This window comes from Massilioclostridium coli, assembly GCF_900095865.1.
GTDB lineage: Bacteria > Bacillota > Clostridia > Oscillospirales > Ruminococcaceae > Massilioclostridium > Massilioclostridium facile.
The window spans coordinates 516,960-543,329 of the sequence record NZ_FMIZ01000006.1 but is presented as its reverse complement, the minus strand read 5'-3'; the positions used below and the strand labels follow the sequence as shown (position 1 = coordinate 543,329).

The 26,370-nt window shown below is 38.0% G+C and carries 30 protein-coding genes and 1 riboswitch; of the genes, 14 read left to right on the top strand and 16 right to left on the bottom strand.

Going from position 1 to position 26,370, the window contains the following annotated elements; all coding sequences use genetic code 11:
- Nucleotides 1-151 precede the first annotated feature (151 nt).
- Both BQ2683_RS04670 and BQ2683_RS04665 read right to left on the bottom strand, forming a co-directional pair.
- Nucleotides 152-760: a hypothetical protein gene (locus tag BQ2683_RS04670; protein ID WP_069987602.1), complete on the bottom strand. Its 609-nt coding sequence runs from the start codon at nucleotides 758-760 to the stop codon at nucleotides 152-154.
- Entirely contained in the window at nucleotides 745-1,260 is a 516-nt protein-coding gene (locus BQ2683_RS04665) for a flavodoxin family protein (protein ID WP_069987600.1), read from the bottom strand. The genes BQ2683_RS04670 and BQ2683_RS04665 overlap by 16 nt, the downstream gene beginning before the upstream one ends.
- Nucleotides 1,261-1,554: 294 nt before the next feature.
- Between BQ2683_RS04665 and BQ2683_RS04660 the strand changes: the two genes are divergently transcribed.
- From BQ2683_RS04660 to BQ2683_RS04635, 7 genes are all read left to right on the top strand, one after another.
- Nucleotides 1,555-1,881: a PadR family transcriptional regulator gene (locus BQ2683_RS04660; RefSeq protein WP_069987598.1), complete on the top strand. Its 327-nt coding sequence runs from the start codon at nucleotides 1,555-1,557 to the stop codon at nucleotides 1,879-1,881.
- Complete coding sequence (locus tag BQ2683_RS04655; protein WP_069987596.1) at nucleotides 1,871-2,461, top strand: DUF1700 domain-containing protein; 591 nt, start codon at nucleotides 1,871-1,873, stop codon at nucleotides 2,459-2,461. Before BQ2683_RS04660 ends, BQ2683_RS04655 begins: the two co-directional genes overlap by 11 nt.
- On the top strand, nucleotides 2,449-2,592 hold the full coding sequence (locus BQ2683_RS13355) for a hypothetical protein (RefSeq protein ID WP_159427352.1): 144 nt from the start codon (nucleotides 2,449-2,451) through the stop codon (nucleotides 2,590-2,592). Before BQ2683_RS04655 ends, BQ2683_RS13355 begins: the two co-directional genes overlap by 13 nt.
- Nucleotides 2,589-3,569, top strand: coding sequence for a DUF4097 family beta strand repeat-containing protein (locus tag BQ2683_RS04650; protein WP_069987593.1), 981 nt, complete (start codon nucleotides 2,589-2,591; stop codon nucleotides 3,567-3,569). Before BQ2683_RS13355 ends, BQ2683_RS04650 begins: the two co-directional genes overlap by 4 nt.
- Before the next feature lie 17 nt (nucleotides 3,570-3,586).
- Nucleotides 3,587-4,450 (top strand): CPBP family intramembrane glutamic endopeptidase, encoded by an 864-nt coding sequence (locus BQ2683_RS04645; RefSeq protein ID WP_069987591.1) that lies wholly within the window; start codon nucleotides 3,587-3,589, stop codon nucleotides 4,448-4,450.
- Nucleotides 4,451-4,800: 350 nt separating this feature from the next.
- Complete coding sequence (locus BQ2683_RS04640) at nucleotides 4,801-6,408, top strand: ABC transporter permease (protein WP_069987589.1); 1,608 nt, start codon at nucleotides 4,801-4,803, stop codon at nucleotides 6,406-6,408.
- Between the two features lie 13 nt (nucleotides 6,409-6,421).
- Nucleotides 6,422-7,069: an ABC transporter ATP-binding protein gene (locus tag BQ2683_RS04635; protein WP_069987586.1), complete on the top strand. Its 648-nt coding sequence runs from the start codon at nucleotides 6,422-6,424 to the stop codon at nucleotides 7,067-7,069.
- 778 nt (nucleotides 7,070-7,847) lie between these two features.
- On the opposite strand, the gene BQ2683_RS04630 is transcribed toward BQ2683_RS04635, so the two are convergent.
- Nucleotides 7,848-8,636 carry a hypothetical protein gene (locus BQ2683_RS04630; RefSeq protein ID WP_069987584.1) on the bottom strand — a complete coding sequence of 263 codons (789 nt, stop codon included), beginning with the start codon at nucleotides 8,634-8,636 and terminating at the stop codon, nucleotides 7,848-7,850.
- A gap of 446 nt (nucleotides 8,637-9,082) precedes the next feature.
- Here BQ2683_RS04630 and BQ2683_RS13350 point away from each other — a divergent pair, with 446 nt between their 5' ends.
- Nucleotides 9,083-9,220, top strand: a complete 138-nt coding sequence (locus tag BQ2683_RS13350; RefSeq protein ID WP_159427351.1) for a hypothetical protein — start codon at nucleotides 9,083-9,085, stop codon at nucleotides 9,218-9,220.
- 294 nt (nucleotides 9,221-9,514) lie between these two features.
- Entirely contained in the window at nucleotides 9,515-10,066 is a 552-nt protein-coding gene (locus BQ2683_RS04625; RefSeq protein ID WP_069987583.1) for a flavodoxin family protein, read from the top strand.
- Between the two features lie 99 nt (nucleotides 10,067-10,165).
- Here BQ2683_RS04625 and BQ2683_RS04620 read toward each other — a convergent pair whose 3' ends face one another.
- The 7 genes from BQ2683_RS04620 to lepB form a co-directional block, all read right to left on the bottom strand.
- On the bottom strand, nucleotides 10,166-11,761 hold the full coding sequence (locus BQ2683_RS04620) for an amidohydrolase (RefSeq protein WP_069987582.1): 1,596 nt from the start codon (nucleotides 11,759-11,761) through the stop codon (nucleotides 10,166-10,168).
- A gap of 403 nt (nucleotides 11,762-12,164) precedes the next feature.
- A complete protein-coding gene (locus tag BQ2683_RS04615) occupies nucleotides 12,165-12,857 on the bottom strand; it encodes an ECF transporter S component (RefSeq protein ID WP_069987581.1) in 693 nt (230 codons plus the stop codon).
- Nucleotides 12,845-14,524 (bottom strand): ABC transporter ATP-binding protein, encoded by a 1,680-nt coding sequence (locus BQ2683_RS04610; protein ID WP_235843883.1) that lies wholly within the window; start codon nucleotides 14,522-14,524, stop codon nucleotides 12,845-12,847. Before BQ2683_RS04610 ends, BQ2683_RS04615 begins: the two co-directional genes overlap by 13 nt.
- Nucleotides 14,497-15,387, bottom strand: a complete 891-nt coding sequence (locus tag BQ2683_RS04605; RefSeq protein ID WP_069987579.1) for an energy-coupling factor transporter transmembrane component T — start codon at nucleotides 15,385-15,387, stop codon at nucleotides 14,497-14,499. Before BQ2683_RS04605 ends, BQ2683_RS04610 begins: the two co-directional genes overlap by 28 nt.
- A 16-nt stretch (nucleotides 15,388-15,403) precedes the next feature.
- Entirely contained in the window at nucleotides 15,404-16,174 is a 771-nt protein-coding gene (locus BQ2683_RS04600; protein ID WP_069987578.1) for a DUF4430 domain-containing protein, read from the bottom strand.
- A 171-nt stretch (nucleotides 16,175-16,345) separates the two neighbouring features.
- Nucleotides 16,346-17,653, bottom strand: coding sequence for a hypothetical protein (locus BQ2683_RS04595; protein ID WP_069987577.1), 1,308 nt, complete (start codon nucleotides 17,651-17,653; stop codon nucleotides 16,346-16,348).
- 175 nt (nucleotides 17,654-17,828) lie between these two features.
- Nucleotides 17,829-18,026: riboswitch (cobalamin riboswitch) on the bottom strand.
- A 129-nt stretch (nucleotides 18,027-18,155) separates the two neighbouring features.
- Complete coding sequence (gene lepB / locus BQ2683_RS04590; RefSeq protein WP_069987576.1) at nucleotides 18,156-18,665, bottom strand: signal peptidase I; 510 nt, start codon at nucleotides 18,663-18,665, stop codon at nucleotides 18,156-18,158.
- Between the two features lie 189 nt (nucleotides 18,666-18,854).
- On the opposite strand from lepB, the gene BQ2683_RS04585 reads away from it, so the two are divergent.
- The 3 genes from BQ2683_RS04585 to BQ2683_RS04575 are packed head-to-tail and all read left to right on the top strand — an operon-like array spanning nucleotide 18,855 to nucleotide 21,240.
- Nucleotides 18,855-19,208: a sigma factor gene (locus BQ2683_RS04585; protein WP_083256391.1), complete on the top strand. Its 354-nt coding sequence runs from the start codon at nucleotides 18,855-18,857 to the stop codon at nucleotides 19,206-19,208.
- An 8-nt stretch (nucleotides 19,209-19,216) separates the two neighbouring features.
- Complete coding sequence (locus BQ2683_RS04580; protein ID WP_069987575.1) at nucleotides 19,217-19,807, top strand: helix-turn-helix domain-containing protein; 591 nt, start codon at nucleotides 19,217-19,219, stop codon at nucleotides 19,805-19,807.
- 41 nt (nucleotides 19,808-19,848) lie between these two features.
- Nucleotides 19,849-21,240: an LA2681 family HEPN domain-containing protein gene (locus BQ2683_RS04575; RefSeq protein ID WP_069987574.1), complete on the top strand. Its 1,392-nt coding sequence runs from the start codon at nucleotides 19,849-19,851 to the stop codon at nucleotides 21,238-21,240.
- Nucleotides 21,241-21,286: 46 nt separating this feature from the next.
- Here the strand turns inward: BQ2683_RS04575 and BQ2683_RS13345 are convergent, their stop codons facing one another.
- Genes BQ2683_RS13345 through BQ2683_RS04565 form a run of 3 tightly spaced genes read right to left on the bottom strand, consistent with a single transcriptional unit; the run spans nucleotide 21,287 to nucleotide 22,570 of the window.
- Nucleotides 21,287-21,463, bottom strand: a complete 177-nt coding sequence (locus BQ2683_RS13345) for a hypothetical protein (RefSeq protein WP_159427350.1) — start codon at nucleotides 21,461-21,463, stop codon at nucleotides 21,287-21,289.
- A 59-nt stretch (nucleotides 21,464-21,522) separates the two neighbouring features.
- On the bottom strand, nucleotides 21,523-21,729 hold the full coding sequence (locus BQ2683_RS04570; protein ID WP_069987573.1) for a hypothetical protein: 207 nt from the start codon (nucleotides 21,727-21,729) through the stop codon (nucleotides 21,523-21,525).
- The gene (locus tag BQ2683_RS04565) at nucleotides 21,722-22,570 is read right to left on the bottom strand and encodes a rolling circle replication-associated protein (RefSeq protein ID WP_069987572.1); all 849 of its coding nucleotides are present in this window, start codon (nucleotides 22,568-22,570) and stop codon (nucleotides 21,722-21,724) included. Before BQ2683_RS04565 ends, BQ2683_RS04570 begins: the two co-directional genes overlap by 8 nt.
- 277 nt (nucleotides 22,571-22,847) lie before the next feature.
- Between BQ2683_RS04565 and BQ2683_RS04560 the strand changes: the two genes are divergently transcribed.
- The gene (locus tag BQ2683_RS04560) at nucleotides 22,848-23,036 is read left to right on the top strand and encodes a hypothetical protein (RefSeq protein ID WP_069987571.1); all 189 of its coding nucleotides are present in this window, start codon (nucleotides 22,848-22,850) and stop codon (nucleotides 23,034-23,036) included.
- A gap of 150 nt (nucleotides 23,037-23,186) precedes the next feature.
- On the opposite strand, the gene BQ2683_RS04555 is transcribed toward BQ2683_RS04560, so the two are convergent.
- A complete protein-coding gene (locus BQ2683_RS04555) occupies nucleotides 23,187-23,621 on the bottom strand; it encodes a hypothetical protein (RefSeq protein ID WP_069987570.1) in 435 nt (144 codons plus the stop codon).
- A 100-nt stretch (nucleotides 23,622-23,721) separates the two neighbouring features.
- Nucleotides 23,722-25,113, bottom strand: coding sequence for an LPXTG cell wall anchor domain-containing protein (locus BQ2683_RS04550; RefSeq protein ID WP_069987569.1), 1,392 nt, complete (start codon nucleotides 25,111-25,113; stop codon nucleotides 23,722-23,724).
- A 124-nt stretch (nucleotides 25,114-25,237) separates the two neighbouring features.
- Here BQ2683_RS04550 and BQ2683_RS04545 point away from each other — a divergent pair, with 124 nt between their 5' ends.
- Nucleotides 25,238-25,606, top strand: a complete 369-nt coding sequence (locus BQ2683_RS04545; protein WP_069987568.1) for a helix-turn-helix domain-containing protein — start codon at nucleotides 25,238-25,240, stop codon at nucleotides 25,604-25,606.
- A 200-nt stretch (nucleotides 25,607-25,806) separates the two neighbouring features.
- Here the strand turns inward: BQ2683_RS04545 and BQ2683_RS04540 are convergent, their stop codons facing one another.
- Complete coding sequence (locus tag BQ2683_RS04540; protein WP_069987567.1) at nucleotides 25,807-26,301, bottom strand: hypothetical protein; 495 nt, start codon at nucleotides 26,299-26,301, stop codon at nucleotides 25,807-25,809.
- Nucleotides 26,302-26,370: the final 69 nt, after the last annotated feature.

Genomic DNA, 26,370 nt, shown 5'->3' with positions numbered 1-26,370 from the left:
TGAAGCTATAAAACAGATAACTTACAAATTTTTTAGATTGTAATAAATAATACTCTATTATTCTATTATTAGATTTTCTTATATTGTACTAGTTAATATAAAACGTCACATTTTATGGTGAAATAAAATCATAAAATGCGACGTTTTTGTTTTAGTTGGTTTCTATTTCCATAGTGTCCATCTGCTCTTTGGTAACTCCATTTTTTGCCCCATAGCGGATCCAATATTTTGTGGATGCTTTTAAATAGGTTTCTTTAGAGATGGGCATAGTAACTTGAAATGATAAGCTTTGATGGGATGCCACCGACTTCACCAATTGTTTTATTTTCCTTTTAACCAAAAACCGAAATGGAGTATTTAAGATTGCCTCTCCGCCTCCTATACACAGCACAGACAAAAAAGGATACCCTTGCTGTTTACAAAACAGCTTAATCATTTCAACCGCAATTTGGTTCTGTTCTGGTTCCAGAAAACCGCAGTTGACAACCATACTGATCCTTGGTTTTTGTTTTGGCGGATGCTGCTCCAGTGTTTTTAAAAAGTTGTGGAGTGTGACAGGGATACTATCCACATATAGTGGAAACACCAACAAAACATCGGTATAATGGGCCATATCCTCACAAATCTCCGTATGGTTTTTTGGTGTAATATTGACTTTAGAGGATTCTCCGTTCCAGTATTTTTGGAATAGGGCCACATACTGCTTAGAATTGGATTTCGGTGCCCTGGGGCTTCCGTTTATAATCAAAAGTTTTCCCATTTTTCCACCTCTCGTATTATCGCTTGTTCCAGTTCTTCTTTGAAAACAAATAAAACTTTATGTGTTTGAAACCGCATATTATAAGCGTTTCTAGCAACCAGACGCTGAAACAAATCCTGTTCTTCCCTATTATCACAGCCATAGGCGATGATAACAGCATTTTTTTCCACAACATCCCTTTGCATATGGTGGGTTTCTCCATGATGTAATTGGATAAACGCCTTTTGAATAGGGATTGCCCGCTCCAACATGGTTTTCATGATGGCATCATATGTTCCAAATTTTACTCTACTCACATAAATAATATTTTCACTCTTCGCAATCAAGGGATAAACTTTTGTAGCGTCATCCCGGATGACACATTTTCCAGGTGTTTTGGTCCAGCATCCAAAACATCCAATACAGTTTTTTATATTTAATTGGGATAGGTCAAGATACCGATTGGTCTTGTTATCAACAAACGGCAGATTGACAGGACAGTCGGTTAACAATAGATTCATATTGACACCTCACTTTTTGCGTTTCCCTGATAGAAAAATTATCATATCAGACTGTTTTACATTGTACCGCTGTTTTGTATCGTAACAGGTACGTTGAACAATGGCTAATATTCCTTTAAAATAATAGGTTTATTTTAAAGTGTAACATGTCCAAAAGGAAAAATCATTTCCATTTCGTAAAACTGGTTAAAATAATGTATTTTTATGGAATAAAAATTTTACCTCTTATTATATTGACAAAACAATATTATATGATATATAATATTGTTAAACTAATAAAAAGGAGTGTGAAACATGGCTTTTCCAATTAGTGCATCCTTATTGGACGCCTGTGTATTAGCTGCCTTAAGCCGTGGGGACGCCTATGGCTACAGCTTAACACAGCAGATTAAACAAACAATTGATGTTTCGGAATCCACTTTGTACCCAGTACTTCGACGGCTACAAAAAGAAAAATTCCTCGCTACATACGATCAGCCTATGGATGGACGGAACCGAAGATATTACAAGATTACCGTAGAAGGACAGGAAAGGCTGACGCTGTATCTACAGGAATGGGACGATTATAAAAAAGCAATAGAATCTATTTTATTAGGGGAGGTTTTGGGTGATGATGAATAAAGAACAATTTTTAGCCCGCCTTGAAAAACGGTTGCGCCGTATTCCACAAGAGGAACGGGAAAATATAATGCTTTATTACCAAGAATATTTTGAGGAAGCTGGCCCAGAACAGGAACAGGAAGTTATCCAAGAGTTGGGCTCCCCAGACCAGATTGCTGCGGATATGATTGGTGAATTTGCGGTAAAAGAGTTGAATAAAGGTTCCAATAAGGGGCTCCATATTCTATGGATTGTCATTTTAGCTATTTTTGCTTCCCCGATCGCAATACCAATTGCGGTTGCGATGGTATCGATAATCCTCGCTTTAGCGGTATGCGCCTTTGCCATTGTTCTTTCTATCGGGATCACTGCAATTAGTATGGTGGCAATGGGGATTTTTACTTCGGTGGTCGCCTTAATGCTGATTGCTTCAGATCCGGCAACTTGTTTGTTTTTCTTGGGAATTGGATTGTTGTGCGGAACGATTGGTATGGCTCTTTGCGTTTTTACAATATGGCTGAGCAAACAGCTGGTACGTGGCCTTGTAACACTATCAAAAAAATTCTTATCCCACAGGAGAGGTAAATCATGTACAAAATAAAACAGATCATTGGTGCTTTCATAGGGATTGGATGCATTTCCATTTTATTATTTGGATGGTTTCTAAAACAAGGAATGCAATATATTAAAAAGCCAATCCATCATTTACAGAAAGGAGTTATGGAACGATGAAACGATCCATGAAAATAGTATGGACAGTAATTGGAGTTATATTTGGGGTAGGCCTCATTCTAACAGCTATCGGATATACCATGGGGGCAAGTAAACATATTGTATTAAATACCACAGGGGTCCATGCCATAAAAGGCGACACGAAGGTCATAAGCGATCAACAACAGTTAGAAAAGTTTACCAGTATTTCGATTGATACAAGATCCGCTTCTGTAAAATTAGAACCATCCGACCATTACGGAATTGAAACCCATTATCAAGACAATAACGAAACCATTACCTGGGAAATCAAGGATGGCTGCCTCACAGTACAGCAATCAGAAAACTACCTCGGTTTGAATTGGGATTTTTCCTTTATAAACGCAGGGGCACCCTATTATTGGGGTGAGGTTACAATTTATTATCCATCGGACGCCAATTTTCAAACAACTACTGTTGTATCCGGTGGAAATATTACCATTGCAGGGTTAAAAACAGATGGATTAACACTAGAAGGTGATTCAGCTACCTTTGATTTACAGGATGTAACTACAACACAATGGGAAAATAAATTGGATACCAGTGATATATCTGCCAATCATGTCACTACTACAAAACTAGTCCATATTACCAACAATGGGGATACTTCTTTTTCCAACTGCATGTTTGAAATGATAGAAGGTTCTATAGAAGATGGAAATCTTGATATGGTATCCTGCCAAACAAAAGGAATGCAGATCATCAATCACTATGGAGACATGGACTTAACAGGTGATTTTCAGGGTATAACCAGTTTAAATGCCGTTGAAGGCGATGTTACCCTCCATCCTACCATGGATTCCTCCTCTTATGGATATCAATTGGAATCCGCGGAAGGTTGTGTGGAAATCAACGGTATCGAGCAACCTCAAAGTATTTCTCAAAATATGTCCAGTCAAAATCAAATTCGAGCAACAGTGGAGTACGGCGATATTTCGATTGCTGTCTCCTCCCATTAGAAATCAGGTGAATCCCTATGGGAAAAAAACAAACAAAACGGCTTATCATTTTTGCAGGGTTTGCCCTTGCCTTTTTGGCAATATTCAGTACAGCTTACTTTTTCAGCCACAATGCTGTATTGTTAACCATTTTAATGATGACACCAGCAATTAGCGTAATATTAACTAGGCTCATTACGAAAGAAGGCTGGAAAGGATTATATTTAAGCCCTTGTTTTCGAGGAAATATTAAGTGGTATCTTGGCGCTTATCTTGTTGTCCCGTTGATTGCCTTGATTGGGGCTGCGGTTTATTTTTTCGTATTTCCAAATCAGTTTGACCCATTGGGTTCTAAATTTGCGGTTGAATCCGGTGTTACCACCCTGCCCGAATATCTAAAATTACTGGCAACCATGATCCCTATGGCAGTCCTCATCAACCCAATCATGGGATTGATACAATGCTTTGGGGAGGAATTTGCCTGGAGAGGATATTTGTTTCCAAAACTATGTAATACGTTTTCGGTCCCTATGGCGGCATTGATGTCCAGTATTATTTGGGGATTATGGCATGCCCCCATTATCGCCATGGGATATAATTATGGAACGGAACGCCCTGTCTTGGAAGTTTTCGCCATGGTATTATTCTGCTTAGTGATTGGCACTATACAATCCTATCTGTTTCTGAAAACAAAATCCGTATGGGTTCCTGTGGTTTTCCATGCAGCACTAAATGGTATGGATTTATGGGCTCCTTCCACCCTGTTAATGAGTCAACCCACAAATCCATTTTTGGGTCCTGATCTGATTGGTATCCTTGGAGGGATTGGATTTTTATTTACCGCAATTATCTGTTTTATTAAGCTCTGTAATATGCCAAATAAAACATCTTTGCAAAAATAATAGAGATACATTGGAAAAACAGAGGCTCTGGCTGAGCCTCTGTTTTTTGTTGTGATTAGATAGATCGTGTTGCAGTTTGGTGCTAGCTTTGGTCTGTTTGAAAAATAGGTTTTTTCGATAGATGGATGGCGTGGGATATTATGGCTGTGCTTTGATACTCCTTTCAGTGGCTATGCAGCCTATTAATTGGTAGACTATCCTATATTGTTTACTAATTATTATTGATTGCGTTATAACTATGTCATAAAAAATTAATATTTTTAACACCAGTCAATCACCTATCCCACACTAGTTGAACACATAACCCTATTATAATAATACCAGATTAAAATTTAAGGGAGAGAATGTCTATGTTGATGATAAAAAACGCTCTTATTAGTATTTCCAGGTCGAAAGCAAGGAATATTTTAATTGGCATTATTGTACTTGTAATTGCAGTTTCCAGCTGTATTGCCCTTTCCATTCGGGAAGCAGCGGAATCTGCCAGGAAAAGTGGGATTGAAAATTTAGAGGTAACAGCCCAAATTTCTGTCAACCGTCAGGCAATGATGGAGAATATGGAGCAAAATGGTGGGGATCTAAAAGAGATGTTCCAACAAACTCAAGAACTCCCATTAAGCGAACTGCAAAATTATGCGACTTCTAACTATGTAAAAGATTTTTATTATACCATTTCCTCCTCGCTAAACGGTAACGATAGCCTGGAGGCAGTAACGACCCAATCAGAAACAGATACGGGAACTACACAACAACAGCCAGAAGGTGGTATGGTGATGCCAGGTGGCAATATGAATGGTGAAATGATACCTCCAGGAGGGATGGGATCGCAGGGGGATTTTACTGTAATTGGATACAGCTCCTATTCCGCTATGACCTCTTTTGTGGATGGCAGCTGTAAAATATCCGATGGGGAAATATTTGATGAAACCACTTCGGACACTGTGTGTATTATCAGTGATGAACTTGCCGCTTATAACGAGGTTTCCGTTGGAGATACCATTACATTGGTAAATCCAAATAATGAGGAGGAAACCTACTCTTTTACCGTCACAGGGATCTATACTAACAGTGAATCCGCAGTAAATGGAACCGATATGAGGGGATTCCAAGCTGCATCCGATCCAGCAAACCAGATTTATACCACAGCATCCAGCTTACAGGCAATATTGGATCAATCCACTGCCAATGCAGAAACAAGCACGGATTCAACTACAGGAATGGAATTGACAACCGCTTTACGTAGCCAGACATCTGGAACCTACGTTTTCTCTAATGTGGAAAGCTACGAAAATTTCCAGCAGGATGTTACAGCAATGGGATTAAGCGATGATTATACGGTGGTATCCACAGATGTGGAACAATATGAACAAAGCTTAGTTCCCCTTCAAAACCTAAGTAAATTCGCAAGTTATTTTGTCATTGTTGTGTTAATTATAGGTGGTATTATCTTAGTGGTATTTAGCATTTTCCAAATTCGGGAACGCAAATACGAAATTGGAGTTTTAACTGCCATTGGCATGAAAAAATGGAAAGTAGCTATCCAATTTATTATGGAGATGTTTACCGTTACATTGGCAGCTATCCTAATCGGCACAGGAATTGGCGCTGTGTTATCCGTCCCAACAACAAACGCATTGCTGGAAACTCAAGTCACAGCCCAACAGGAACAGCAAACCCAGCAGCAAGAAAACTTTGGAATGATGGAAGGAATCCCAATGGAAGGCGGCCAGCCTGGTGGACAACAACCGGATAGTGGTGTACAGCCCGAAGAGGGAGGGTTTACAGGATTTGGACAAAAGGTGACCAACTATGTGGACGAGATTTCTTCCGCTACCAATATGACGGTAGTATTAGAATTGATGGGAATTTGTATTTTACTTACCATTGTTTCCAGCTGTGTTGCAGTAGGATTTGTCATGCGTTATGAACCACTTAAAATTTTAACTAACCGGGTATAAGGAGGAAATAAAAATGAGTGTATTAACATTAGACCATTTAGGATATTCTTATGGGGAACGATCTTCCTCAGTATTTCAAAATATTTGTTATCAATTTGAAAAAGGAAAGGTATATTCGATTGTTGGACGTTCTGGAGCAGGTAAAACAACATTACTCTCTTTATTGTCAGGATTGGCAAAGCCAACTTCAGGAAAAATCCTGTTTGAGGGAAATGATATAGCCGAAATGGATAAATACCGTTACCGTAGCCAGTATGTTGGGGTTGTGTTCCAAAGTTTTAACCTGCTTCCCCATTTGACAGCTTTGGAAAACGTTCGCCTATCCATGGATTTATCAGGGAAAAAATACGAAAACAAAAATGAGTATGCCCTTCGTATGCTGCAAAGTGTTGAATTAGATGAAACCAAAGCGAAAAGGCGGATTTTAAAATTATCCGGTGGAGAACAGCAACGAGTTGCTATAGCTCGAGCACTTTCCTACCATCCAGAAATTATTTTGGCAGATGAACCCACTGGGAATCTGGATGGGGAAACCCAAGACCAGATTATGGATATTTTCCAGCGGCTGGCGCATCAAGATGGAAAATGTGTCATTTTAGTTACCCACTCTCCAGCGGTTGCGAAAGCTTCGGATGAAGTATATCAATTGTCCAGTAAATAGGAGTCATGATCGCCAGCTAAGCTGGTGGCTTGAGTAAGCCCTAGAAGGGCATAGTACCAGAAAGCATTAAAGATGTACTGAAATATCTGTCTTTTGCATCACTTGTACTGCTGCCCGTAAATGAGCAATTCTTTCCAACGATAGTTTTTTCGTTACGATAAGATTGCTGTTAGTAGCTCGCTTCGCTCGATGCTTAAAGTAAAGCTTTTGGGCGAGAGCCTCCACCGGCATATCCAGTGGATTCTATAACAATAAAAAAACACAAACGAATTCGTTTGTGTGCTGGATGTGATTTCATTTTTGTATACTACATTATTTTATCAGATTGGCATCAGTTTATTTTCATAGTCAAATCAAAATACAAATGATTCTATTTGTTTATTCATGCAAAAGACACAACGCAAAAATAAATTTTGAGCTGAAACCAAGAAATTTAATGAAATGGAGCTATTTCAGTACTACCATATAACCCCTTTCCAAACCCTATATCACATTGTATATTATTGAGTGGAAAGATTTATCTTAAATAAAAATATCCTTCTAAAACAGTAACTAAAATAATCAATCAGTCTTTATAAAATCCACTCCCATAAAAACTTGCGTAACAGCACAACAACTCCTCCAAATTCTGTCTGTTACAAAAACGATATGGAAGGTATAGCTGTTTTCTATAATAGAAAACAGCCTGCCCTTTCCAAGATAGAAAGAGTATGTGCTTATTATCATAAAGCCCCTCAACTACAGGTTTACTATAGTTGAGGGGTAATTGCTTCTATGGTTACTCTTTGTCTTTCTTTTCTTTACAAATCATTGCTACTACACCAAGGGATAATAAAGTACCTGCAAGAATAATGGTAATTGACATAGGCGGTAAATCTCCTGTAGCTGGGGGATTGATAATACCGCTATCTTCATTACTGGGAACATCCTCTTTTACATACCAGTTCGCTGCCAACTCAATCTCGGATGAATTCTCTATTGAATTGACGGAATCATCTACTACCAGTTCTATACGGAAATCCTGAATCGTTACGTTCTGTTCATTCTTATTCACAGATATAGCAAGCTCCTGCCCACAAAAGGCAGATAGTTTCCCTTCATATAAAACAGAATTGTCCTCCATAGAGACGACACGAATCGTCAGGTGATCCGCTATCGCGTCAGTTTGAGCTGTAATCTCTGTTTTGTAATACAAATTTATTTTTTGGTTATGGTAAATTTTAATATGGATATTTTTTGTAATAGTTTCTCCTGGACGGAGATCTGTGATTTGAAACTGCCTATTTTCATTAGGGTGGTCTTTATATAATTCGATATCTGTATCATTGTTACTTTCTGTAGTGGCTTTTACATCCAATACAGCTTCTGGTCCTATGATATGGTGAGAATGGGATGTAGCCATCATGGGAACTGTCTGTAGGTTAGAAGGGACAGCTTTATAGGACAAATGGGTAGAATGAATACACAATATACAATATAATACGAAAGTAAAAAAAGAGAACCCCAACAAAACAGCCAAAATAACGCTAATCCATTTGAACCAACCGGCTTTATTTTGCTGTACCACTGTGGAAAACCTCCTTTGTATTTGATAAAATAATATCAGTCGTTCGCCCTATCTTTTCTAGTTCAACAATTCCCCATTTCATAATAACAAACAAATCAATTTCAGTCAACCTATTCGCTATAATTTTTATCAAAAACAATAATATTTTGTGCATTTTTTTGTTTTGTCCTTCCATTTGAACTGGAAAAACTGTAATTTTAACGATAATATTCTATCCTATTCCCCATCCTTCTTTTCTATTTTACGAATCAAATATGACAATTGCTTTTTCTCCCATTTCGAATAGTAGATCATCTAGTTCAAATACCGAAAGTTTTTTCGTTAATCCAAAATAATGATACTATCCTGTCGATTCCTTTGATATAGTTTGCTTACCTTGGCAATCCACCACACACGCTTTAGAACCTTTATATCTTATTTTACAAGATGGACGGAATGAATACACTATGATTGAAGTTCTATACTATTTTTATAAAGAGCCGCAAGATGCGGTTGAAGCGTTACAAAAAAGGCAACAAATCACAATTACCGGAAAAGGTGATGGAAAGGTAGTACATATTTCTATAAAAAATGCCATTATTTAATCGGATTGTTTGGTAACGGTATTTTCTTATCAACCTAAGCAAAATAAACGCTCTGTTTTTACCATGGGAAAACGTTTGCAAACTATTGGTAGAAACAACAAGTGTTTTTTATAGTATTATATTGCGGATCTATGTGAAAAAGCAACATAATATACTCCTTATTTTTATAAAGTGTTCTGGTTTTCTTTTTCATTAAACCTGATTTTTATCGTCATTTTTCACATATTTTCGCATTAGCATTGAAATACATAAAATTTTGTCATACAATAGAAGTAATGAAAAGGAGGGTCTCGCATGAAAAAATTAGTAGCTGTATTAGGAAGTTCCAGAGCACAATCCGCTTCCAAAAAAGTGGCAATGGAAATTATCCGTGGTGCAAAAGAAAATGGATATGAAGTTGTCATTTACGAAACATTCCAGATGGAATTAAAAGGATGTATTGGCTGCGGAAGTTGCCGCCGAAATGGTACGGACTGTATTATTCATGATGGGATGGAAGATTATTATAATGAATTGCATCACTGTGACGCACTATTGATTACTTCTCCAAATTACTACTCCCAGGTTTCCGGCCAGATGATTACATTTATGAACCGTCATTATTGTATGACAAACCAAGACCGTTCCTCAAGATTACAACCGGGTATCCAGTTAATTGGTGTGTTTGCCCAAGGAGCCCCAGAAAATTATGAAAAATATCAAGCCAATTATGACTGGTACCTCAGTTTATTCACCGCTAAAGGGATGGAGCTGGCTGGAAAAATTGTGGTTGGTGGGGATTCGGACCTGAAAGAAAACGGAGCCATTATGAAAAAAGCGTACTCCATCGGAAAAAATTTAAAATAGCATACTCTCATTGTTAACTTGAAATAGCTCAAAATCAATTACAAAAGGATATCCAGATTTTTTTGGATATCCTTTTTCTTTACTTAAGTTTAAAATATTTTATTTTTTATTTTGAAAGGATTGATATACTGGTATTCCATCTTTGATGGTTTGTAATATTTGAATTTGGTTGAGCTCCAATTTTGGAGTCTTAAGCGGATTCCGATCTAAGATTACAAAATCGGCTCGTTTTCCCATCTTAATAGAACCTTTCTTCCGTTCCTCCCCATATTGGTATGCAGCATTTATGGTAATTCCCTTTAACGCATCTAACACTGAAATTTTTTCCTGTTGTCCGATTACCGTCCCCTGTCTACTAATGCGGTTTACCGCACACCAGACAGTTTCCATCATATTTGGTAAAAGTACGGGGGTATCTTGATGAAATGTATATACAACATGGTTTTCTATGGCAGATTGGACAGGACTGATTGACATTGCTCGTTGCCCTAAGTTTTTACAGTGGATATCCCCCCAGTAATAGGTATGGGCAATGAAAAAAGAGGCTATCATATCCAATTCAGCCATCTGTTTTAGTTGGTCTTTCCGTACAGTCTGAGCATGTATCATAACAGGACGGATATTTTGTGTGCTGCCAGTTTGTTCTTTTGCCAACCTATATTGGTCAATCAATTGCTGGGCAGCCGCATCCCCATTACAATGGACTAAAACTTGCAGTTTTTCTTCCAAAGCGGTAGACAGGCATTCTAATACTTCCTGATCTGTATGAGCCGGATAGCCACAATAGCTGGACTCCCCTTCATAAGGTTGGCTCATCCATGCGGTTTTTCCTTGTGGGGAACCATCCAAAATTAGCTTATATCCTCCAATTTTCAGGTGGTTTAAGTCGTTTTTTACATATAGTTTATTTTTCTGCACTAATTCCTTTGCCTGCATATAATCTGGATAGGCTACTATATCTACAGTGAGCTGTTTTTGCGCAGATGCTGTTTGCAACAGGCTCCATTCTGGCTGCTTGGTTAAGCCGTCCTGTACTGTCGTAATCCCATTTTTTAGATAAACCTCTTCTGCCTGTTTCAATTGATTTAATTGCTGCTCCATCGTTGGGGATGGAATTTTTGAACTTCCCATAAAAAAGGCGTTTTCTTCTAAGTACCCATTGAAACTGCCATCTTCATTTCTACCAATTTTTCCACCAACGGGATCGTCTGACTGTTGGGTGATCCCCATCTCTTTCAGCGCCATGGTATTCGCTACCCCCATATGTCCGGAAACATGGCTAATCAAGATAGGGATTTCAGTAGAAATCTGGTCCAATACAGTCCTATCAGGATGCTGTTTCTCCTGTAGATTATTGTGGTCATACCCAAATCCGATGAGCCACTGGCCTTCTTTTAACTGGTTACAGGACTTTTTCAGAATATCTACTATCTCTTGAAAACTGTTGGCATTGGAAAGGCAAGCCATACCCATAGTGGTAGCCAACGCGGTAATATGACTGTGACTGTCAATAAATGCAGGTAGCAATGCTTTTCCTTTCAAATCAACTAATCGAGCGCCTGCAATATCTGTATCCGCAATATCTTCTATTTTTCCTACAAAACGGATGATACCATTTTCGGTCAGGACTGCCTCTGCTATCTGGCTTCCTTCCATGGTAATTACTGGCCCTCCGTAATACAAGGTCTGTTCCATAACTTCATCCTCCATTGTTCGTAATAACATCTATTCATTCTATTATACCAATTTGTTTGGCTTACAACCATCTTTTTTGAAAAAAATATTGATTGTATATATATCTTTTTAGAAGATATTTTTCATGAAACAAATCCATTCTATATTTTGATAACAGGACAAAATATTCCTGATTTTTTCTATTATCCTTACTTCAATATATTTATTCTTATTTAAGGCTATCTATTTTTCTTAAGTACAAAAATAAAAATCATGTGATAATTCTATCTACTTGAGTGTTTCTCTTAAAATATAGAAATCCTCCTTTGAGATCATAATTACTAAACTTGTAACCATGATATCAAAAGGAGGATTTATTTTTTTACTTAAGATAGTAGGGATATTCATCTTTTCCTAATATCATTTATGAAATCAGCACCCCATATTTTTGTTTCATTCGCTCCATTTTCTTTGACATTGGGCGGTATAGCAACAATAAAAAGATGACATTCCCCACACTGTGGGAGATATTAAATAAAAATCCGGTTACAAATATCATCCAGGTGGAAGCCGCGGTAATGCTCATCCCCAAAGAGGCCACGGTCCAGATATCCGTAATCATACTGAACAGCATCCCTGATAAAGCACCATAACACAATACTGGAATCCACCGCTTACCCCAGGAAAATTTTCCGAATATACCAGCAATCCAGCCAATAATTCCCCATGCTAGCATCTGCCAAGGTGTCCAAGGTCCCTGCCCCATAATCATATTGGATACCAATGCACAAAGGGCTCCGGTTAAAAATCCTGTTTGCCTGCCATAGCAAATGCCTGTAATAATCACAATCGCCGTCACAGGCTGCACCTGCGGAAGGAATCCAAAAATAACCCTTCCTGCCGAAGCAAGCGTACAAATAATAATCACAGGCATAATGTCCCGTAGTGCCGGCCTTCTAGATTCAAATGACACAAAAAATAAACCGCAGATTCCTGCTGCCAGTAAAAAACTAAATAATATATAATTATGGGTCATTCCCGTAACCGTTGCGTATCCCAACAAGAAAATGGCAACCCCAAACAGCAAATAGGCAATTATTTTGGTTATTTTTTGCATTGTTCCACCACATCCTGACAAGTCACAGCCTGTTCCAACCTTCCTTTGCTGATTTTACTGGCTGCCGTAGTATAAAAATGGTTAGAAGAAAAAAACTCTTTTGGGGTTCCGGTTGATACAATTTCCCCGTTAAATAACAAGGCACACCGGTCAGAGTATTCCGCTGAAAATTCTATATCATGGGTTACCATTAAAATGGTGATACCATGTTGTTTTAGTTCCTTTAAAATAAAGGATAAATCATGTTTGGAAAACGCATCCAATCCTTTGGTGGGTTCATCCAATAAAATAACCTGGGGTTTTAACAGCAAAATTTTTAAAAATGCTGCTCGCTGCAGTTCACCACCACTTAAATCCATGGGATTACGCTCCATCAACGGCAGGATATCCTGGAAAAAAGAATATGACTGGATGGTCTGTTCAATTTGTTTTGGATCAATTTTTTGTGTTTCCGCTAAAAAGAGTAAATCCTGTTTTACCGTGTCTTTTACAAAAACCATTAAAGGATTCTGAGGTAAATACGCCAAATGGTTCTGACAAATTTCTTTTTGAGGTAGTTTTGCCAAATCCTTGCCATTGAGCTTGATTTTGCCTTGGTAAGGACGGTACATTTTACATAACAAATGCAATAAGGTGGTTTTTCCCGCACCATTTCCACCCAAAATAGAAAGCAATTCCCCAGGGAATACCTCCAACGAAAGGTTATGTAAAACATCAGACCCGTTTTTTTCGTAGCGAAAACAAACCTCTTTTACTTTCAATACCGGTTTTTGTTTTGGATGGGGACATTTCTCCAATGGGATAGTTTTAATAACCTCTAATTGCCCCAGCATCTCCCGTCCTTCTTTTACTGTCAAAGGAATTTCGCCAGGACAATCCAATTGCTGGTAAATCCTACTGGCAGTTGGTAGAGCATACCTCATGTTATGCTGGTGCTTCCCAATCCAGGACGCTACTGCTTTCGGTGTATCTTGTACCAAAAATTTTCCTTCTTCCATTAAAAAAACACGGTCTACCAATGGATAGATTTCCTCTAATTTATGTTCTGTTATAATAATGGTCAAACCCAGTTCTTGATTCAACCGGGATAAAACCGCAAAAAATTCCGAGGAGGAAATAGGGTCCAGTTGAGAAGTAGGCTCATCCAATATCAATACTTTAGGTTGCATAGCCATCACTGAAGCTAGATTTAAAATCTGCTTTTGTCCACCAGAAAGAGTCTCTATGGTTTGGGAAAAATAGTGTTCAATTCCAAAAAAACTCGCCATTTCCGCAACACGGCGTCGAATTTCATCCGAAGGTATCCCCAAATTCTCCAAACCAAATGCCATTTCCGCGAAAACACGGTCGCAAACAATCTGATCATCCGGTACTTGGAATACAAACCCTATATCCGAAACCAACCGGCGTTCTTTGATTGTTTGGATTGGTTCTCCTTCAAACAACAACTCTCCAGTCATCTTCCCTACCGGTGCAATTAAATGCTTTAAATGCCTCAAGAGGGTTGTTTTTCCGCAGCCAGATTGTCCACACAGCAAAATAAACTCCCCTGGTTGAATGGTAAAATTCACATCCTGTAAAACAGAATGTGTGCTGTTATGATAACAAAAACTCAAATTTTTTGCTTGAAATACTGGCATTATGCTGTTACCTGAATTCTGTGCCAACGCAATCCCTCCCATCCATTATAAAGCAGTGGTGAACAAAGTATGATGCAATGAAGAATACAAATCCCCAATTGGATAGGATTTAGCCGCCAATCCGTCATAGCAGGGAAAAAATAAAACTGAAATTGCTTTGCATAAAAAGCCCAGATGAGAAAAGCTGACGCGCCACACAATACTCCAAGGAAAAACCAATCCCGCGGTTTCATGCAAAAACTTTTGTAATGGGTTTTTCCCTTTAATCCATATCCTCTTGCCCGCATAGAATCCGATGTTCCTACCGTTCCTTCCATACTAATCGAAAATAGCACAGACAAAATACTACCACCCGCTTTTAGCCTGTTTTTGATACTTCCAGAACTGGTAGAAACTCCAAACATCCGTTGAGTAGCTGCGATCTGATCCAACTTCCTTTTAAAATAAGGGATAAACCGCAAAATCATCGTCACCATCAGTGCAATGGTAGGGATCACCTTACCAAACAAATAGAGTAGCTTATGGTTTTCCACCGTCTTTTGGAAACAGATAAACCACATGATCATAGAGATAATCATAACACCAGAACACAATCCATATAAGGTGGATTCCAATGTAATTGGTTGGTCATTCCAATAAAATAGTGGGGTAGTTCCTTGGTGGTTAAAAAAAGGATTCACCACCGCAAAAATCACAATGGTAGGTATCGTAAACAAAACACTAATCCCTAAAGTTTTCCACCCACTCATAGAACCTGCACAAAATAAAGCTGCTAAACAGCTGGTGGCCATCATTATAGGATGATTAAATAAAATACTAAATGTCACTGCATATAGAAAAAAACAGCAGCATACTCCAGGATGCAATTGTGAGAAATAGTTGGTACGCATCTGTTTTCCCCCTTAATCAATCAAAAACATGTTCCGCATAATACCACTCAATGGTTTCCCCTCCTTGCAGCGTATAGTCGCTACAGGACAAATTGGGAATAGATCCGTTTACTTTATATTTCCATCCGCTTTGGTCCCCGCAAGCTTTTTCAGGAATATGGTGGATAGATGTAATATAAATATCCTTTCGTTTTACAGAACCTGTATATGTTGGAGCAGGGTTTAGATTCAATGCCTGTAAAGCGTCAAATACTGTTCCGTTTTTTGAAATTGTCACTTGGGTCGTTCCTTGAATATACCCATTTGAAGGAACATATGGGCGGTATGGTTCCGCTAAATTGTTGTTCCCAACTAATGCCTTACACTGTACTGAAATAGTGACCTGGATGGTTTGTGGGGTTTCCGGTGCTTGGGAAGGTGTTGTTTCCGCAGGAGGTGCTGTTGGAGTCTGTCCAGATGGCTGTTGCGCGGAATTTGGCTGATCCTCAGATGGTTGGTTTGCCGCAGGCTGGTTTCCTCCTGATTTTGTGGAAGGAGTCTGTTTTGCGCTTCCTGATTTAGAAGATTCCCCTCCTGCTTCCTGACTGGAACCCGAACCTGGATTATCCTCTGTGGTCTCCTCTTCTTCATTGTGAGAAGAACTGGATTCTTGGGAAGAAGTTGATTCACTGGAACCATAGGAAGACTCCAGTTTTTTATTATGTTCTTCCACCGTTTCAAATCCTCCACATCCAGCAAAAGAAACCGCAATGATAAGACTTAATAAGAAACAAACAAAACGTTTCATGGTTATGCTCTCCTTTTTTAATGAATTCTGGTTTGTCCTATGAAAAAACAACTTACAACAAATTACTTTTTCATAAGATAAACAGGTTGGAGCCCCCAGTTAGGAGGCTCCAACAAGGTATCAGTTTATCTGTGTATATTAGGAATGTCCTTGTTTGGAGCAATCCTCATATTATTTCTGTTTTCTGCGTAAAGCAACTATAGAAACACCGGCTAAACCACAAAGGGCAACAACAGAAGCTACTCCCATATCCCCTGTGGCTGGAACAGGATGGGAAGATGTTGTGTCTTCTGGTTTGGATTCTGGTTTGCTGGAATCTGGTTTTGAACCTGCAACCTCTTTTAAGGTTTGGAGCACTTGTTCCGCTTTTTCCAAATCCGCAATATTGGTTACTTTTGCCTGGAACGCAGCAGGTAAACTATTATACAATTGGCGTAGCGCAACAATAGTCGCTTCGTCTTCCAAACGAATTACTTCTGGCAACTGGTCGATTTTTTCAATTAATTGTTTGTATTGTTGGATTGGAGTATCGGAAAGATCGTATAAACCAACTTTACCATCTACCATTCTCTGGTATGCTAACATCGCCTCTAACCCTTGTTGAGAAGCCATATAGTTATCTTTTCCATTATAAGTAAATGCACCTGGTGTGGTTTCGGATTGGAAACTCAATACAATATCCACAATATTTTTGCCAGTAGAATCATTTGCGGCTGCTACCGCTTCTGGTCCTACTAAACTCAAAGCAGTTAATACTTTTTCTGCAGTGTTGGAAACTGTCATTTTATCCGCTTTTACCTGCTCCTGCAACCATGCTACAGTTTCATCTACCATAGTTTTTACTTCTGGGTCTGTATCTGTATAATCCACCAAAGCAGCTACTACCATAGCTGGGCTATCTGCACCCCAATTGGCACCCCATTTACTGTTGTTATATTCTGTTTTCAACACATTGATAATATCTGTAGCAAAGGTTTTATCTGTAATTTCATCATCAAATTGGGTTGCCGCAATCAAAATAACTGGTAAGTTGGTATAGTATAATGAAGTAACAGTGCTACGGTCCATAGATACCAGTTTATCTACCAGGTTAAACCCATCAATATTGGTTGGATCTTCCCCAATTATCGCCAAAGCTAAAGCATTTGCTGCATAGTAAATGGCACTTTCAGATTTTGTTCCATCCCAATTTTCATATTCCAATTTTCCAGTTTCATGTAATTCAGTAGCAATATTGCTGCGATATAGTTCAAATAAAATATTATCGCGTTCTACTCCCGCACGAGCAAGATACAGCATGTCCCAATAACTGGTTTCATTTGGTTGTTCTGTTTCCACATCATACATTGTTTGCAAATAAGCTGCAGTATCCTGGATATCCTGGCTTAAATCCTTTTTTTCTGCTGCGCTGACTGGGAAAGCAAACATCCCAACCATAATTGCCATAGTAGTAAGCAAAGCAATTAATTTTTGTTTCATATCCATTTCCTCCATTTTTAGGCAATGCCTTAATTTATGGTGAGGAAGTTTAGAGTATGGAATCCATTCCAATCAAAAAGCCTTTCTGATAGACAGAAAGGCTGACATAACAAAATCAGGCAATACACCTGTTTTTTCTTGATTATGTATCCCCTATCTATTCTCACCAAAAGATAAATGATTCCTGTTATTTATGGATATCCTGACTTACAGTTTCAAACCTAATCCTTCCCCTTCCCGATGGCGCAATAATCAGTGGGATTTGAAGTTTCGTAACTGCTTACAGTAGGTGTGAGCTGTCATGGATTTTCACCATATTCCCGGAAGAAAATCTTCTTCCCAGTAAAACTGCATAAATAACTTACTTTTATTATAATGAAAACATCGGAAAAAAGTCAATAGCTTTCCCGACAAAAAATAATTTTGCCACTAATTTTGGTAAACCAACTAGCCTACCAAGTCATAGAGGCCCATTTTCCAGTTAAAATAACATTTTTTATCACTAATGAATTGCTCCTATCCTCTGAAATGGAAACACACGGAATACAACTTTTCCTAGTAAGGCATCGTTGGAAAAACAGCCAATTTCACGACTATCGCTGGAATGATTCCGGTTGTCCCCCATTAAAAACACCGAATTTTCTGGTACAACAATAGGTGGCATATCTCCATACCAGTTGCCTTCCTTGAGATAATCTTCCTGTTTTACTTTCCCATCTATGAACAATTTACCTTGCTGTATCTCTACTGTTTGTCCTTCTGTTGCAACTACCCTTTTTACCAAATTCACATCAAAATCATTTTCCTTATCTGTAACTACAACATCTCCTGCCTTTGGGGTATACCCTAACTGCCACACAATTACAAAATCACGATCCTGCAAGGTATTTTCCATGCTAGGACCATTTACCAACGAAAAACATGCGACAAAATGGCAAAAAACAAAGATAAAAAGCAATACTGCTAAATAGATCCAATTGTGCTTCCAAAAATCACGTAATTTTTGACCCATATATTCCCCTTCTTAATATGAATACGATCCTAGTATAAAGGATAATGAATTTATATGACAAATCTATTGATAGAACAAAAAAGTTTTATAAATTACATCATATCCTATGTTGAAACCAATTGGAATTCTGGCGGACATACAACATTCTGTTTTTCCTTTCATAAACTAATAGCAATGGAAAAGGATGTGATGACTTTGCTATTTGAATTTTTCGGAACCATCATCCGGCACTTATGCTATCTGGCATTGCATGTGGAGCGAAATCAGTCGTTTCCAAAACCGCTTTCTGCAAAAGAAGAAAAAGAATGCTTTATGAAAATGGAACAAGGAGATACCAATGCCCGTAACCGTTTAATTGAGCATAATCTCCGTCTCGTAGCCCATATTATTAAAAAATACTATGCCTCTACCGATGACCAGGATGACCTCATCTCGATTGGAACCATTGGCCTTATTAAGGCAGTAAATACTTTCCATTACTCGAAAGGCACCCGTTTCGCTACTTATGCCTCTAGATGTATAGAAAAACCAATCCCCTCATAACGGCTCTTTTGGGTTCGGAGCAGGAAAAAGAAGCTCCCTTTTCCCGGAATACTCCAAAATGGCGGTTGTTCCTCAAAATCAGCGATAGCCTGTATGTGTTCAGTAAACAAAGAAACGGACGGACGATTTACAGTCCCCTTGCAATCCACAACTTTCAGTTTCTACGTCCAAAAAAGCTCACCGACGCCGAAAAGTTCAATATCCAGTACCCCAATCCGGCAATGCTCACGACAACGGCGGACAAGCTGCGGTATTACCGATACAAAAAATCCCTGCTCCAGCGTCAAGTCGCTGACTACGCAGGGATTAACGAAAGCACTTATATTCATTATGAGAACCCGGAGCATGACTACTACCCGATAGACAAGCTCAGCCGGATTGCGGGGTTGCTGGAAGTGGACGTCACCGACCTGCTGGACGAATACAACCGTTTTCTCTATGACGGGCAGGGTTGGCAGATACAGAAGATTCGCAAAAGCATGGGATTGACACAGTACCAATTTGGAAAGCTGTATGGCGTGAGCGCCGGAGCAGTGAAACGGTGGGAAAGCGGAAAAGTGAGGGTGACAAAGGGGACATGGGAGAAGTTTTATTCTTAATAAAAATAGTGTATAATTTAGATTAAAAAGGAGGTTAGGGCGTGGACTCGGAAGAATTCAAAAAATTTTTAAACTGTACTACAGAACAAGAATTTGTTTATTATGCAGAAAATTATAGGAATAATATATACACATTTGAATCGCCAAAACATGAAATTTCATTTTTATATAATTTAGGATTGTTCTTTTCTGAAATCTATCAAACTGGCAACTGGCTTGAAATGATTTTTCGTAAAGAAGACAAATACTATTATCCTATTTATTTCTATTTAAAAGCTGTGCAAATTTATGAAAAGGACTATTCTCTTCAACAAGATTGGCTTTTAACACATGAAACCATGAAGCGTTGCTACACAAATTTAGGAAAAGAACTCAGCGATCAGTTTCGAACATTCGATGCTATGATATATTTTAGAAAAGCTCTAAAAATAGACCCCTTTTTTGACATGGCAATAGGAAATTATGCTTTGTGTATTGAAAAGCACTACCCATTTTTAGACTTCAATAGTCCAAATAAAATCTTTAATTTACTTTATTCTTTATATGACGAAATACATCTTGATAAACTTGAAAACGGGAAAGACTTTTTTAAAGATAAGAAACAACAATATAACTCTCTATGGATAAAAAATTTAGAGAATAAAAGAAAGACAACTCAATGGATATTTGACTTGAAAGATGAATTCAATCGCATTGATGACGACCGTGATTCTTATTCAAATTGGTGTGTAGAAAATGTATTATATCTAAATTCAATTAACGATATAAATAGTTTTCAGGAAGCAACTTTTGACGTGTCTTTGAAATACCTTGACGATAATCTACAGCTCGGTCCAGATTTAAATACCATGCTAAAAAATATGATGAAATTATATTTTAATCAAAGAAAGAAGTTGTATATCAATCGTAATAATGAAACTGAAACTTCAACTATTGAATTAATGTTAATCTTCAACTGTCTTTACTCATTTTTTGATAAAGTTGCATTTTGGATTTATAGATTTTTTTCCTTGGACTGTGAAGAACATAAAGTAAATTTCAATAGCGTATGGAATCAAAAAACAAAAGATGGAATTGAGCTGTTAGATATTAAGAATCAATATTTATATGGGATTTACTGGATAAGAAAAGAATATAGGGAAAACAGACAAGATAAATTGAAAATTAACCCTATACTCTCTCCTGATTCGCAATTATATAGCGATTTAAGGAATCATATTGAACATAAGGATTACTGTTTTAACCAGGTCGATAATTTATATTATATATCTCCTAAATTGTTGTACTCTAAGACTATAAAACTCATGAACATAATTCGCAATCTTATATTATCTTTAATTTTAATGGTTCGAATAGAAAATAAGTTGACCGACTCAATTACTCAAGTTAGAAATTACGATTTAATTTATTTTGAATATGAAGGATTCAAGTAAAAAAGACGGTCAAGCCTAACTAGCCTGACCGTCTCATTTTATGTACCTACTTACCATTCTTTAAATCGTCCTGAACGGCTTTCAGTAACGCCAGCTTCTGACCCTTAGGGCATGGTAGTTTTGTGAGATACTGCTCTACCGCTTCGGCATGAACAGAAGCTATTCTTTTTTGAAGTTCCCGCCAGCCCTGTTCCGTCTTAGGGTAGTGCATGATTACCTCCATACCTTACCAAGCCCCCTCCCTTCTAACAGGATATGCGTGAAGTATTGTCCAACATGATTCTACTTTTGGATAGTGCGCTTGTAACGTTCAAAATCCTCTAGAACCTCGTTTTGAATTTCGGAAAGCTCGGAGATATATTTTCCCATAAAGTTCCAGCGTTCCATTGACATGAATCCTGTGCATTCAAGAGTGCCGATCAAATTGTTTGTCGACTGAATTTCTCGAAACAGCATATCAACTAAATCTTCATGTGTCACATTATTCATGGTGTTTCTCCCCCCTTAAAATATATTGTTCGTAGGTAATGGAGTTCAAAACTTCTCCGCTACCTTGTTCATCTCGGATGGTCGTGGTATGGGAATAGCAAGGTGGTGTTTCCCCAACGATTTGCTTTAACTTCCCATATGTCATCGTGACAGGAACAGGCTTTTGAATCCCTCTGGAACAGCTATACAGTCTGAAATGTTCTGGATAGAAAGCAACGCGAGTTCCTTTTTCATACGCTTTTGAAACAGTATCAACAGGAGTGGTGCTCTCTTTCAAAAACTTCGGGCAAAAGTAAGCGCCGAAATTATCGACAAAGGGGAAATTTTCAATCCATGCACCACCGTGTTCCCACATTTGTTTGAGTTTCTCCATTGGAACAAATAAACCTTGTTTGTCCATACGTTTCATCAGTATATGAAGATGGTAGCTGCCGTTACCCTGCGGTTCTATGATACGGATATACTCGCAAGATGGATAGGAATACCGAAACCTGCTCCAAAATCTTTTAAAGTCCAGATTGACCTGCTTATAGTCTCTCATGATATTGGAATAGGTCAAAGTCAAAAACTTTTCAGAACAATGCCCTGTAAAGTTCAGATTGATAATCCTTCTTAACTCATGACAGGACTTTTTAAATCTTTTTTCCATATCAATCGGACTTGCACGAGCTTTGCTCTCAATGTACTCTCCGGTTTCCAAATTAACATAACCCTGTCTGCTCACCTTGCGATAACGTGCAATACCAGTACAACGTTTCTCAACCGTAATAGCTTCTACAATGTGATTGGTATGGTACACTTTTGTTAAATGTTCATTTTCAATTTGTTTCTTCTCTTCCATCAGATTACCTCCTGTATGTTCTAGTATTTAATAACGTTTTGGAAGAGAGAAAACATCAGGATTTTTTGAGCGTTAATAAAAAGTTCATGAATGTACTTCTTTGATGAAATTGTTTTGCTTGTTTGTAATAACGCAAAAAGTGTGTATATTACAGCAAAGAAACTATTGATTTTAGAAATTAGAACGGTAAAGATAAAATAAAGAGAGCACAGGGGCGTAATACATCTGGGCGGAATCTGCCTGAATTTCTGTGACAAAGCAGAGAGGAGGGAAAAAGATGATACGCATTGTTAAAGAAAGCGTTGATGTAACGGTAAGTTTGGAAAAGGCAAAACGTGAGATTCTTGCAATTCGTCGTCAACTGGTACAGGACGGAAAGGTAAGCAACCATCTTGGTATTAGCTTTACAGTGGTAGACGATACATTGGCGACCATGATTGAAGAACTCAAAACCTTTAAGCTTTAAGAACCTCTCTTTTTGTCTCAGAAGCGGCTAAGAAGCACATAGAACAAAAGAGATATGTTTTGCGGAAAGCTTGCCCCAAAAAAGAAAAAGCCCTCTATGAGCCTTATAGACTGCATAGAGAGCAAACGAAAAAGACGCCCTGATTTTGTTTCAGAGCGTCTTTTCTTTGCATTTTTCTTTATATAACGAATTAAGAATATTTTCAATTACCGTTGGATCTGTTTCCTGATAAAGAGTATGAGTAGAACCATATTTGTTGGGTGCAGGAATCTCAACGTAATCATCACCACTTAAATCTTTTACCCAGTAAACTTTAATTCCTTCTTTATCTTCATATCCATATTTTAGGCTCCAATCGGCATCTGTTACTATTCCGATTCCTTTAATTCGCAGAGGTTTAGAATAATCATGTCTTGACTTTATAAAAATTAAATCGCCAAGACGAATTTTCTTTCTAAGTTCTTTAAGGCGTGGGTGTTTTGACAGGTCGTGTCCTATGAATGCAACACCGTTATTAAGAAAAAACCTTACTACATCTTCTGGAGGTATGCTTGTTAAATATGCTCCAATTCCCCAAATTGTCATTTAGTCCTCTCCTATCTTGCAGAATATTATACTTTCATTCTAACAATTTAAGAGAGAAAAAACAAGGTAGAGCAATGATGTTGCCCTACCTTGTAATCATTTAAGCGTGTTTCTTCTTGCGAATGAAAAGAAATATCAAAGTTGTACCGGAAATTACGAATACCAAAACAGAAATCATGAGAGAACTATTATCCCCAGTCTTTGGATTATCTGTGGTTGGCTTTTGCTGTTCCGGTTGGGCAGGGGGATTTGTAGCTTCTTCTTTTTCCGCTACTAAAGCGTAAGTACTGAAATGGTCGGTTTCAAAAGTAATACAATTATTCTCAATTTTTGATTCCATTTTTTCCGCTTTCGCATTGCTGTCTATATAATAAATGCCAAGGTTATTAAGTCCTTTGTATTTTTCCGGTAGAGGAATGGATACTTCCACTTTTCCGTTTGGCTGAACGGTATCGCCATTATCATCAACCAATGTAATGTCAAAGGCAACAAACTCATTATAGCCTATATCAGCTAAAGCTGTTTCCGTATTTTTAACAGCCTGTTTGTCATTTGACTTAACCGCTAATGTAACATCATTGGGGAGATTGTTCCCGGAAATCACAATGCCTGAAACGGAATCTGTAATATTAGTTGCCTTTTCCGTTACCTGAATCGTAATGATTTTTTCAGGGCTGTAAAGCTTACTGTCGCTTTGAATGCAGTCTTTGCAGGTATTGAACTGTTTGTATGTCACTTTCAGTTTCACAGTACCGGAGCCAGTAAAGGTAAGCGTTTCGCTGGATTTTAATGTATTGGAATAATCTTGATTCGATTGGCTGACAATATCCTTACCCTCTAAAATTTCAACGGAAGGCTGGTAAGCGGCTTCGTGGGTTTTATGGGTTTCATCTTCAACCAGCATACCGCCGGAATAGTTGTTTTCGTTCAGATAGTAAGCAGTATCTTTATTCACAAGGGCGGTATTAGTTAGCTCCGTGGTGAGATTTAGAGTATCGCCAGATTGAACGGACGAGGGCGCATTTGTCTGAATAACAGGTTCTTCAACTGTAACGGTAAAAGGATCGCCTATTTTGGTATAGTCGCCATCAGTCGGCAAAACGTCATTACTATAACAATACTGTGCTTGGAAACGAATTGTTCCAGGCTTATAAAAAGACTCCGTTGTATGGAATGTGTCTGACGTAACCAGTTTACCGTTTTCATCGGTTGTCTCTGGACCGTTCCAACCCCCATGTTGGTCAAAACTGCCAACGCCTGTTTTCCAGTCTCCTAAAGACAAAAAGACATCAGTGCTGGGAGTTAAATTTTCCAAAGTGATGCTTTTGTTTTCGTCCGGAATATCTGGAATCCACTCTCCAATTTTGACCGAAGCAGGCATAGCATAAGACACTGTAACGTTTGAATCGGTTTCCTGTGCAAAAACAGGAACGGCAATTCCAACCGTTAAAGATAGAGAAAGTGCAACAGCACATATATTTTTGAACTTCACAATTTTTCCTCCTTGCAATACTTTTCTTTATTTTAATCCTAAAAAATCGTTTTGTCAATGATTATCTCGTTTTTAAGAGTGGAAAACTCGTTTCTCCTTTAAAATGAAAGGGGAGTTGATATTTATGCCTTTTTGCGATACATTACGCACTTTAATAGATGAACGTGGTCTTACACAAAAACAACTGGCGAAGGACTTGGAAATCCCTGTGTCTACCCTTGGCGGATATGTGCAGGGAATAAGTGAACCGGATTTTGAAACATTGAAACTGTTTGCAAAATACTTTAATGTGTCTGCCGATTATCTCTTAAATATCAAAATCGGAAATACTCAAACACATTTGGAAAATGAACTATTGCGTATCTTCCGGTCATTGAGTACAGAACAACAGGAGCTATATTTGGAGCAGGGAAAAGCTTTTATCAGAATCAATGCGAAAGAAGATGTAAAATCATCAAAGTCGACTTTACAAGGAAAAAATGAGGTTGGATAGAAAGAACCCTAGTTATCCTTTTAGATAACTAGGGTTTACTTACTTTTTAGGAGGTTTTGTCTGTGGCATTGGTGGTCCTGCCGTTGTGGGAGGAAGTGTAAAATTTCTATGGTCTGTCGATGAGCCGGGCTTTGATGGTGGATTTTTTGGGGTAGTAGATGGGTTGTTACTTGGCTTTTTATTTTCCATTTTTTCACCTTCTAACAATAATTTGATGTAAAATATTCATCTGTTTTTTGGTCAGCCATATCACGAAATTTTTTGTTTTCTACTAAACTATTTTGCTTTAAGTGTTTTTGTTCCAACTCAGCATATCTCTTCTTTAATGAAAATAACTCCTCATTTATTTCGTTTTCGGTGAGTTCCCCATTTGCAACCTTAAACCACATATAATCCGCTTTTGTAAAAAGCAGTTGCAAGTCCGCAATAAATGGTCGAATTATCTCAAGACGTTTACTGTAAGGAAGATACTGCTTTATTGCTGAAACAATCTGCGAAACTGCTATTATTGCACCCCATATAAAATTATACTTACTCCATATTGTCCAAGCTGCAATACTAGCGGAAGAAGTGATAGCAGTAAAAATGTTGATTCGCCTGTCCCATTTGTATGACGATTCCGCATAAACGTCAAGATAAAAAATCCATGCTTTAATTTGTACCAAAAAACGCCAATATCTTTTTTGAATATCCATAGCAACATATTCCCCGACCATTTTTTATATTGTAATTATCGCATTTTTACTTAGTAAATGCAAGCGAGA

Excerpts from the sequence above, each read along its gene's own strand:
- BQ2683_RS04615 (WP_069987581.1), bottom strand. The coding sequence starts at position 12,857 with ATGCAAAAAATAACCAAAATAATTGCCTATTTGCTGTTTGGGGTTGCC.
- BQ2683_RS04655 (WP_069987596.1), top strand. The coding sequence starts at position 1,871 with ATGATGAATAAAGAACAATTTTTAGCCCGCCTTGAAAAACGGTTGCGC.
- BQ2683_RS04585 (WP_083256391.1), top strand. The coding sequence starts at position 18,855 with ATGACTTTGCTATTTGAATTTTTCGGAACCATCATCCGGCACTTATGC.
- BQ2683_RS04560 (WP_069987571.1), top strand. The coding sequence starts at position 22,848 with ATGATACGCATTGTTAAAGAAAGCGTTGATGTAACGGTAAGTTTGGAA.
- BQ2683_RS13345 (WP_159427350.1), bottom strand. The coding sequence starts at position 21,463 with ATGGAGGTAATCATGCACTACCCTAAGACGGAACAGGGCTGGCGGGAA.
- BQ2683_RS04620 (WP_069987582.1), bottom strand. The coding sequence starts at position 11,761 with ATGGAACAGACCTTGTATTACGGAGGGCCAGTAATTACCATGGAAGGA.
- BQ2683_RS04545 (WP_069987568.1), top strand. The coding sequence starts at position 25,238 with ATGCCTTTTTGCGATACATTACGCACTTTAATAGATGAACGTGGTCTT.
- BQ2683_RS04570 (WP_069987573.1), bottom strand. The coding sequence starts at position 21,729 with ATGAATAATGTGACACATGAAGATTTAGTTGATATGCTGTTTCGAGAA.
- BQ2683_RS04605 (WP_069987579.1), bottom strand. The coding sequence starts at position 15,387 with ATGCGTACCAACTATTTCTCACAATTGCATCCTGGAGTATGCTGCTGT.
- BQ2683_RS04635 (WP_069987586.1), top strand. The coding sequence starts at position 6,422 with ATGAGTGTATTAACATTAGACCATTTAGGATATTCTTATGGGGAACGA.
- BQ2683_RS04665 (WP_069987600.1), bottom strand. The coding sequence starts at position 1,260 with ATGAATCTATTGTTAACCGACTGTCCTGTCAATCTGCCGTTTGTTGAT.
- BQ2683_RS04670 (WP_069987602.1), bottom strand. The coding sequence starts at position 760 with ATGGGAAAACTTTTGATTATAAACGGAAGCCCCAGGGCACCGAAATCC.
- BQ2683_RS04540 (WP_069987567.1), bottom strand. The coding sequence starts at position 26,301 with ATGGATATTCAAAAAAGATATTGGCGTTTTTTGGTACAAATTAAAGCA.
- BQ2683_RS04600 (WP_069987578.1), bottom strand. The coding sequence starts at position 16,174 with ATGAAACGTTTTGTTTGTTTCTTATTAAGTCTTATCATTGCGGTTTCT.
- BQ2683_RS04650 (WP_069987593.1), top strand. The coding sequence starts at position 2,589 with ATGAAACGATCCATGAAAATAGTATGGACAGTAATTGGAGTTATATTT.
- BQ2683_RS04555 (WP_069987570.1), bottom strand. The coding sequence starts at position 23,621 with ATGACAATTTGGGGAATTGGAGCATATTTAACAAGCATACCTCCAGAA.
- BQ2683_RS04660 (WP_069987598.1), top strand. The coding sequence starts at position 1,555 with ATGGCTTTTCCAATTAGTGCATCCTTATTGGACGCCTGTGTATTAGCT.
- BQ2683_RS13350 (WP_159427351.1), top strand. The coding sequence starts at position 9,083 with ATGATTGAAGTTCTATACTATTTTTATAAAGAGCCGCAAGATGCGGTT.
- BQ2683_RS04640 (WP_069987589.1), top strand. The coding sequence starts at position 4,801 with ATGTTGATGATAAAAAACGCTCTTATTAGTATTTCCAGGTCGAAAGCA.
- BQ2683_RS04645 (WP_069987591.1), top strand. The coding sequence starts at position 3,587 with ATGGGAAAAAAACAAACAAAACGGCTTATCATTTTTGCAGGGTTTGCC.
- lepB (WP_069987576.1), bottom strand. The coding sequence starts at position 18,665 with ATGGGTCAAAAATTACGTGATTTTTGGAAGCACAATTGGATCTATTTA.
- BQ2683_RS04595 (WP_069987577.1), bottom strand. The coding sequence starts at position 17,653 with ATGAAACAAAAATTAATTGCTTTGCTTACTACTATGGCAATTATGGTT.
- BQ2683_RS04565 (WP_069987572.1), bottom strand. The coding sequence starts at position 22,570 with ATGGAAGAGAAGAAACAAATTGAAAATGAACATTTAACAAAAGTGTAC.
- BQ2683_RS13355 (WP_159427352.1), top strand. The coding sequence starts at position 2,449 with ATGTACAAAATAAAACAGATCATTGGTGCTTTCATAGGGATTGGATGC.
- BQ2683_RS04625 (WP_069987583.1), top strand. The coding sequence starts at position 9,515 with ATGAAAAAATTAGTAGCTGTATTAGGAAGTTCCAGAGCACAATCCGCT.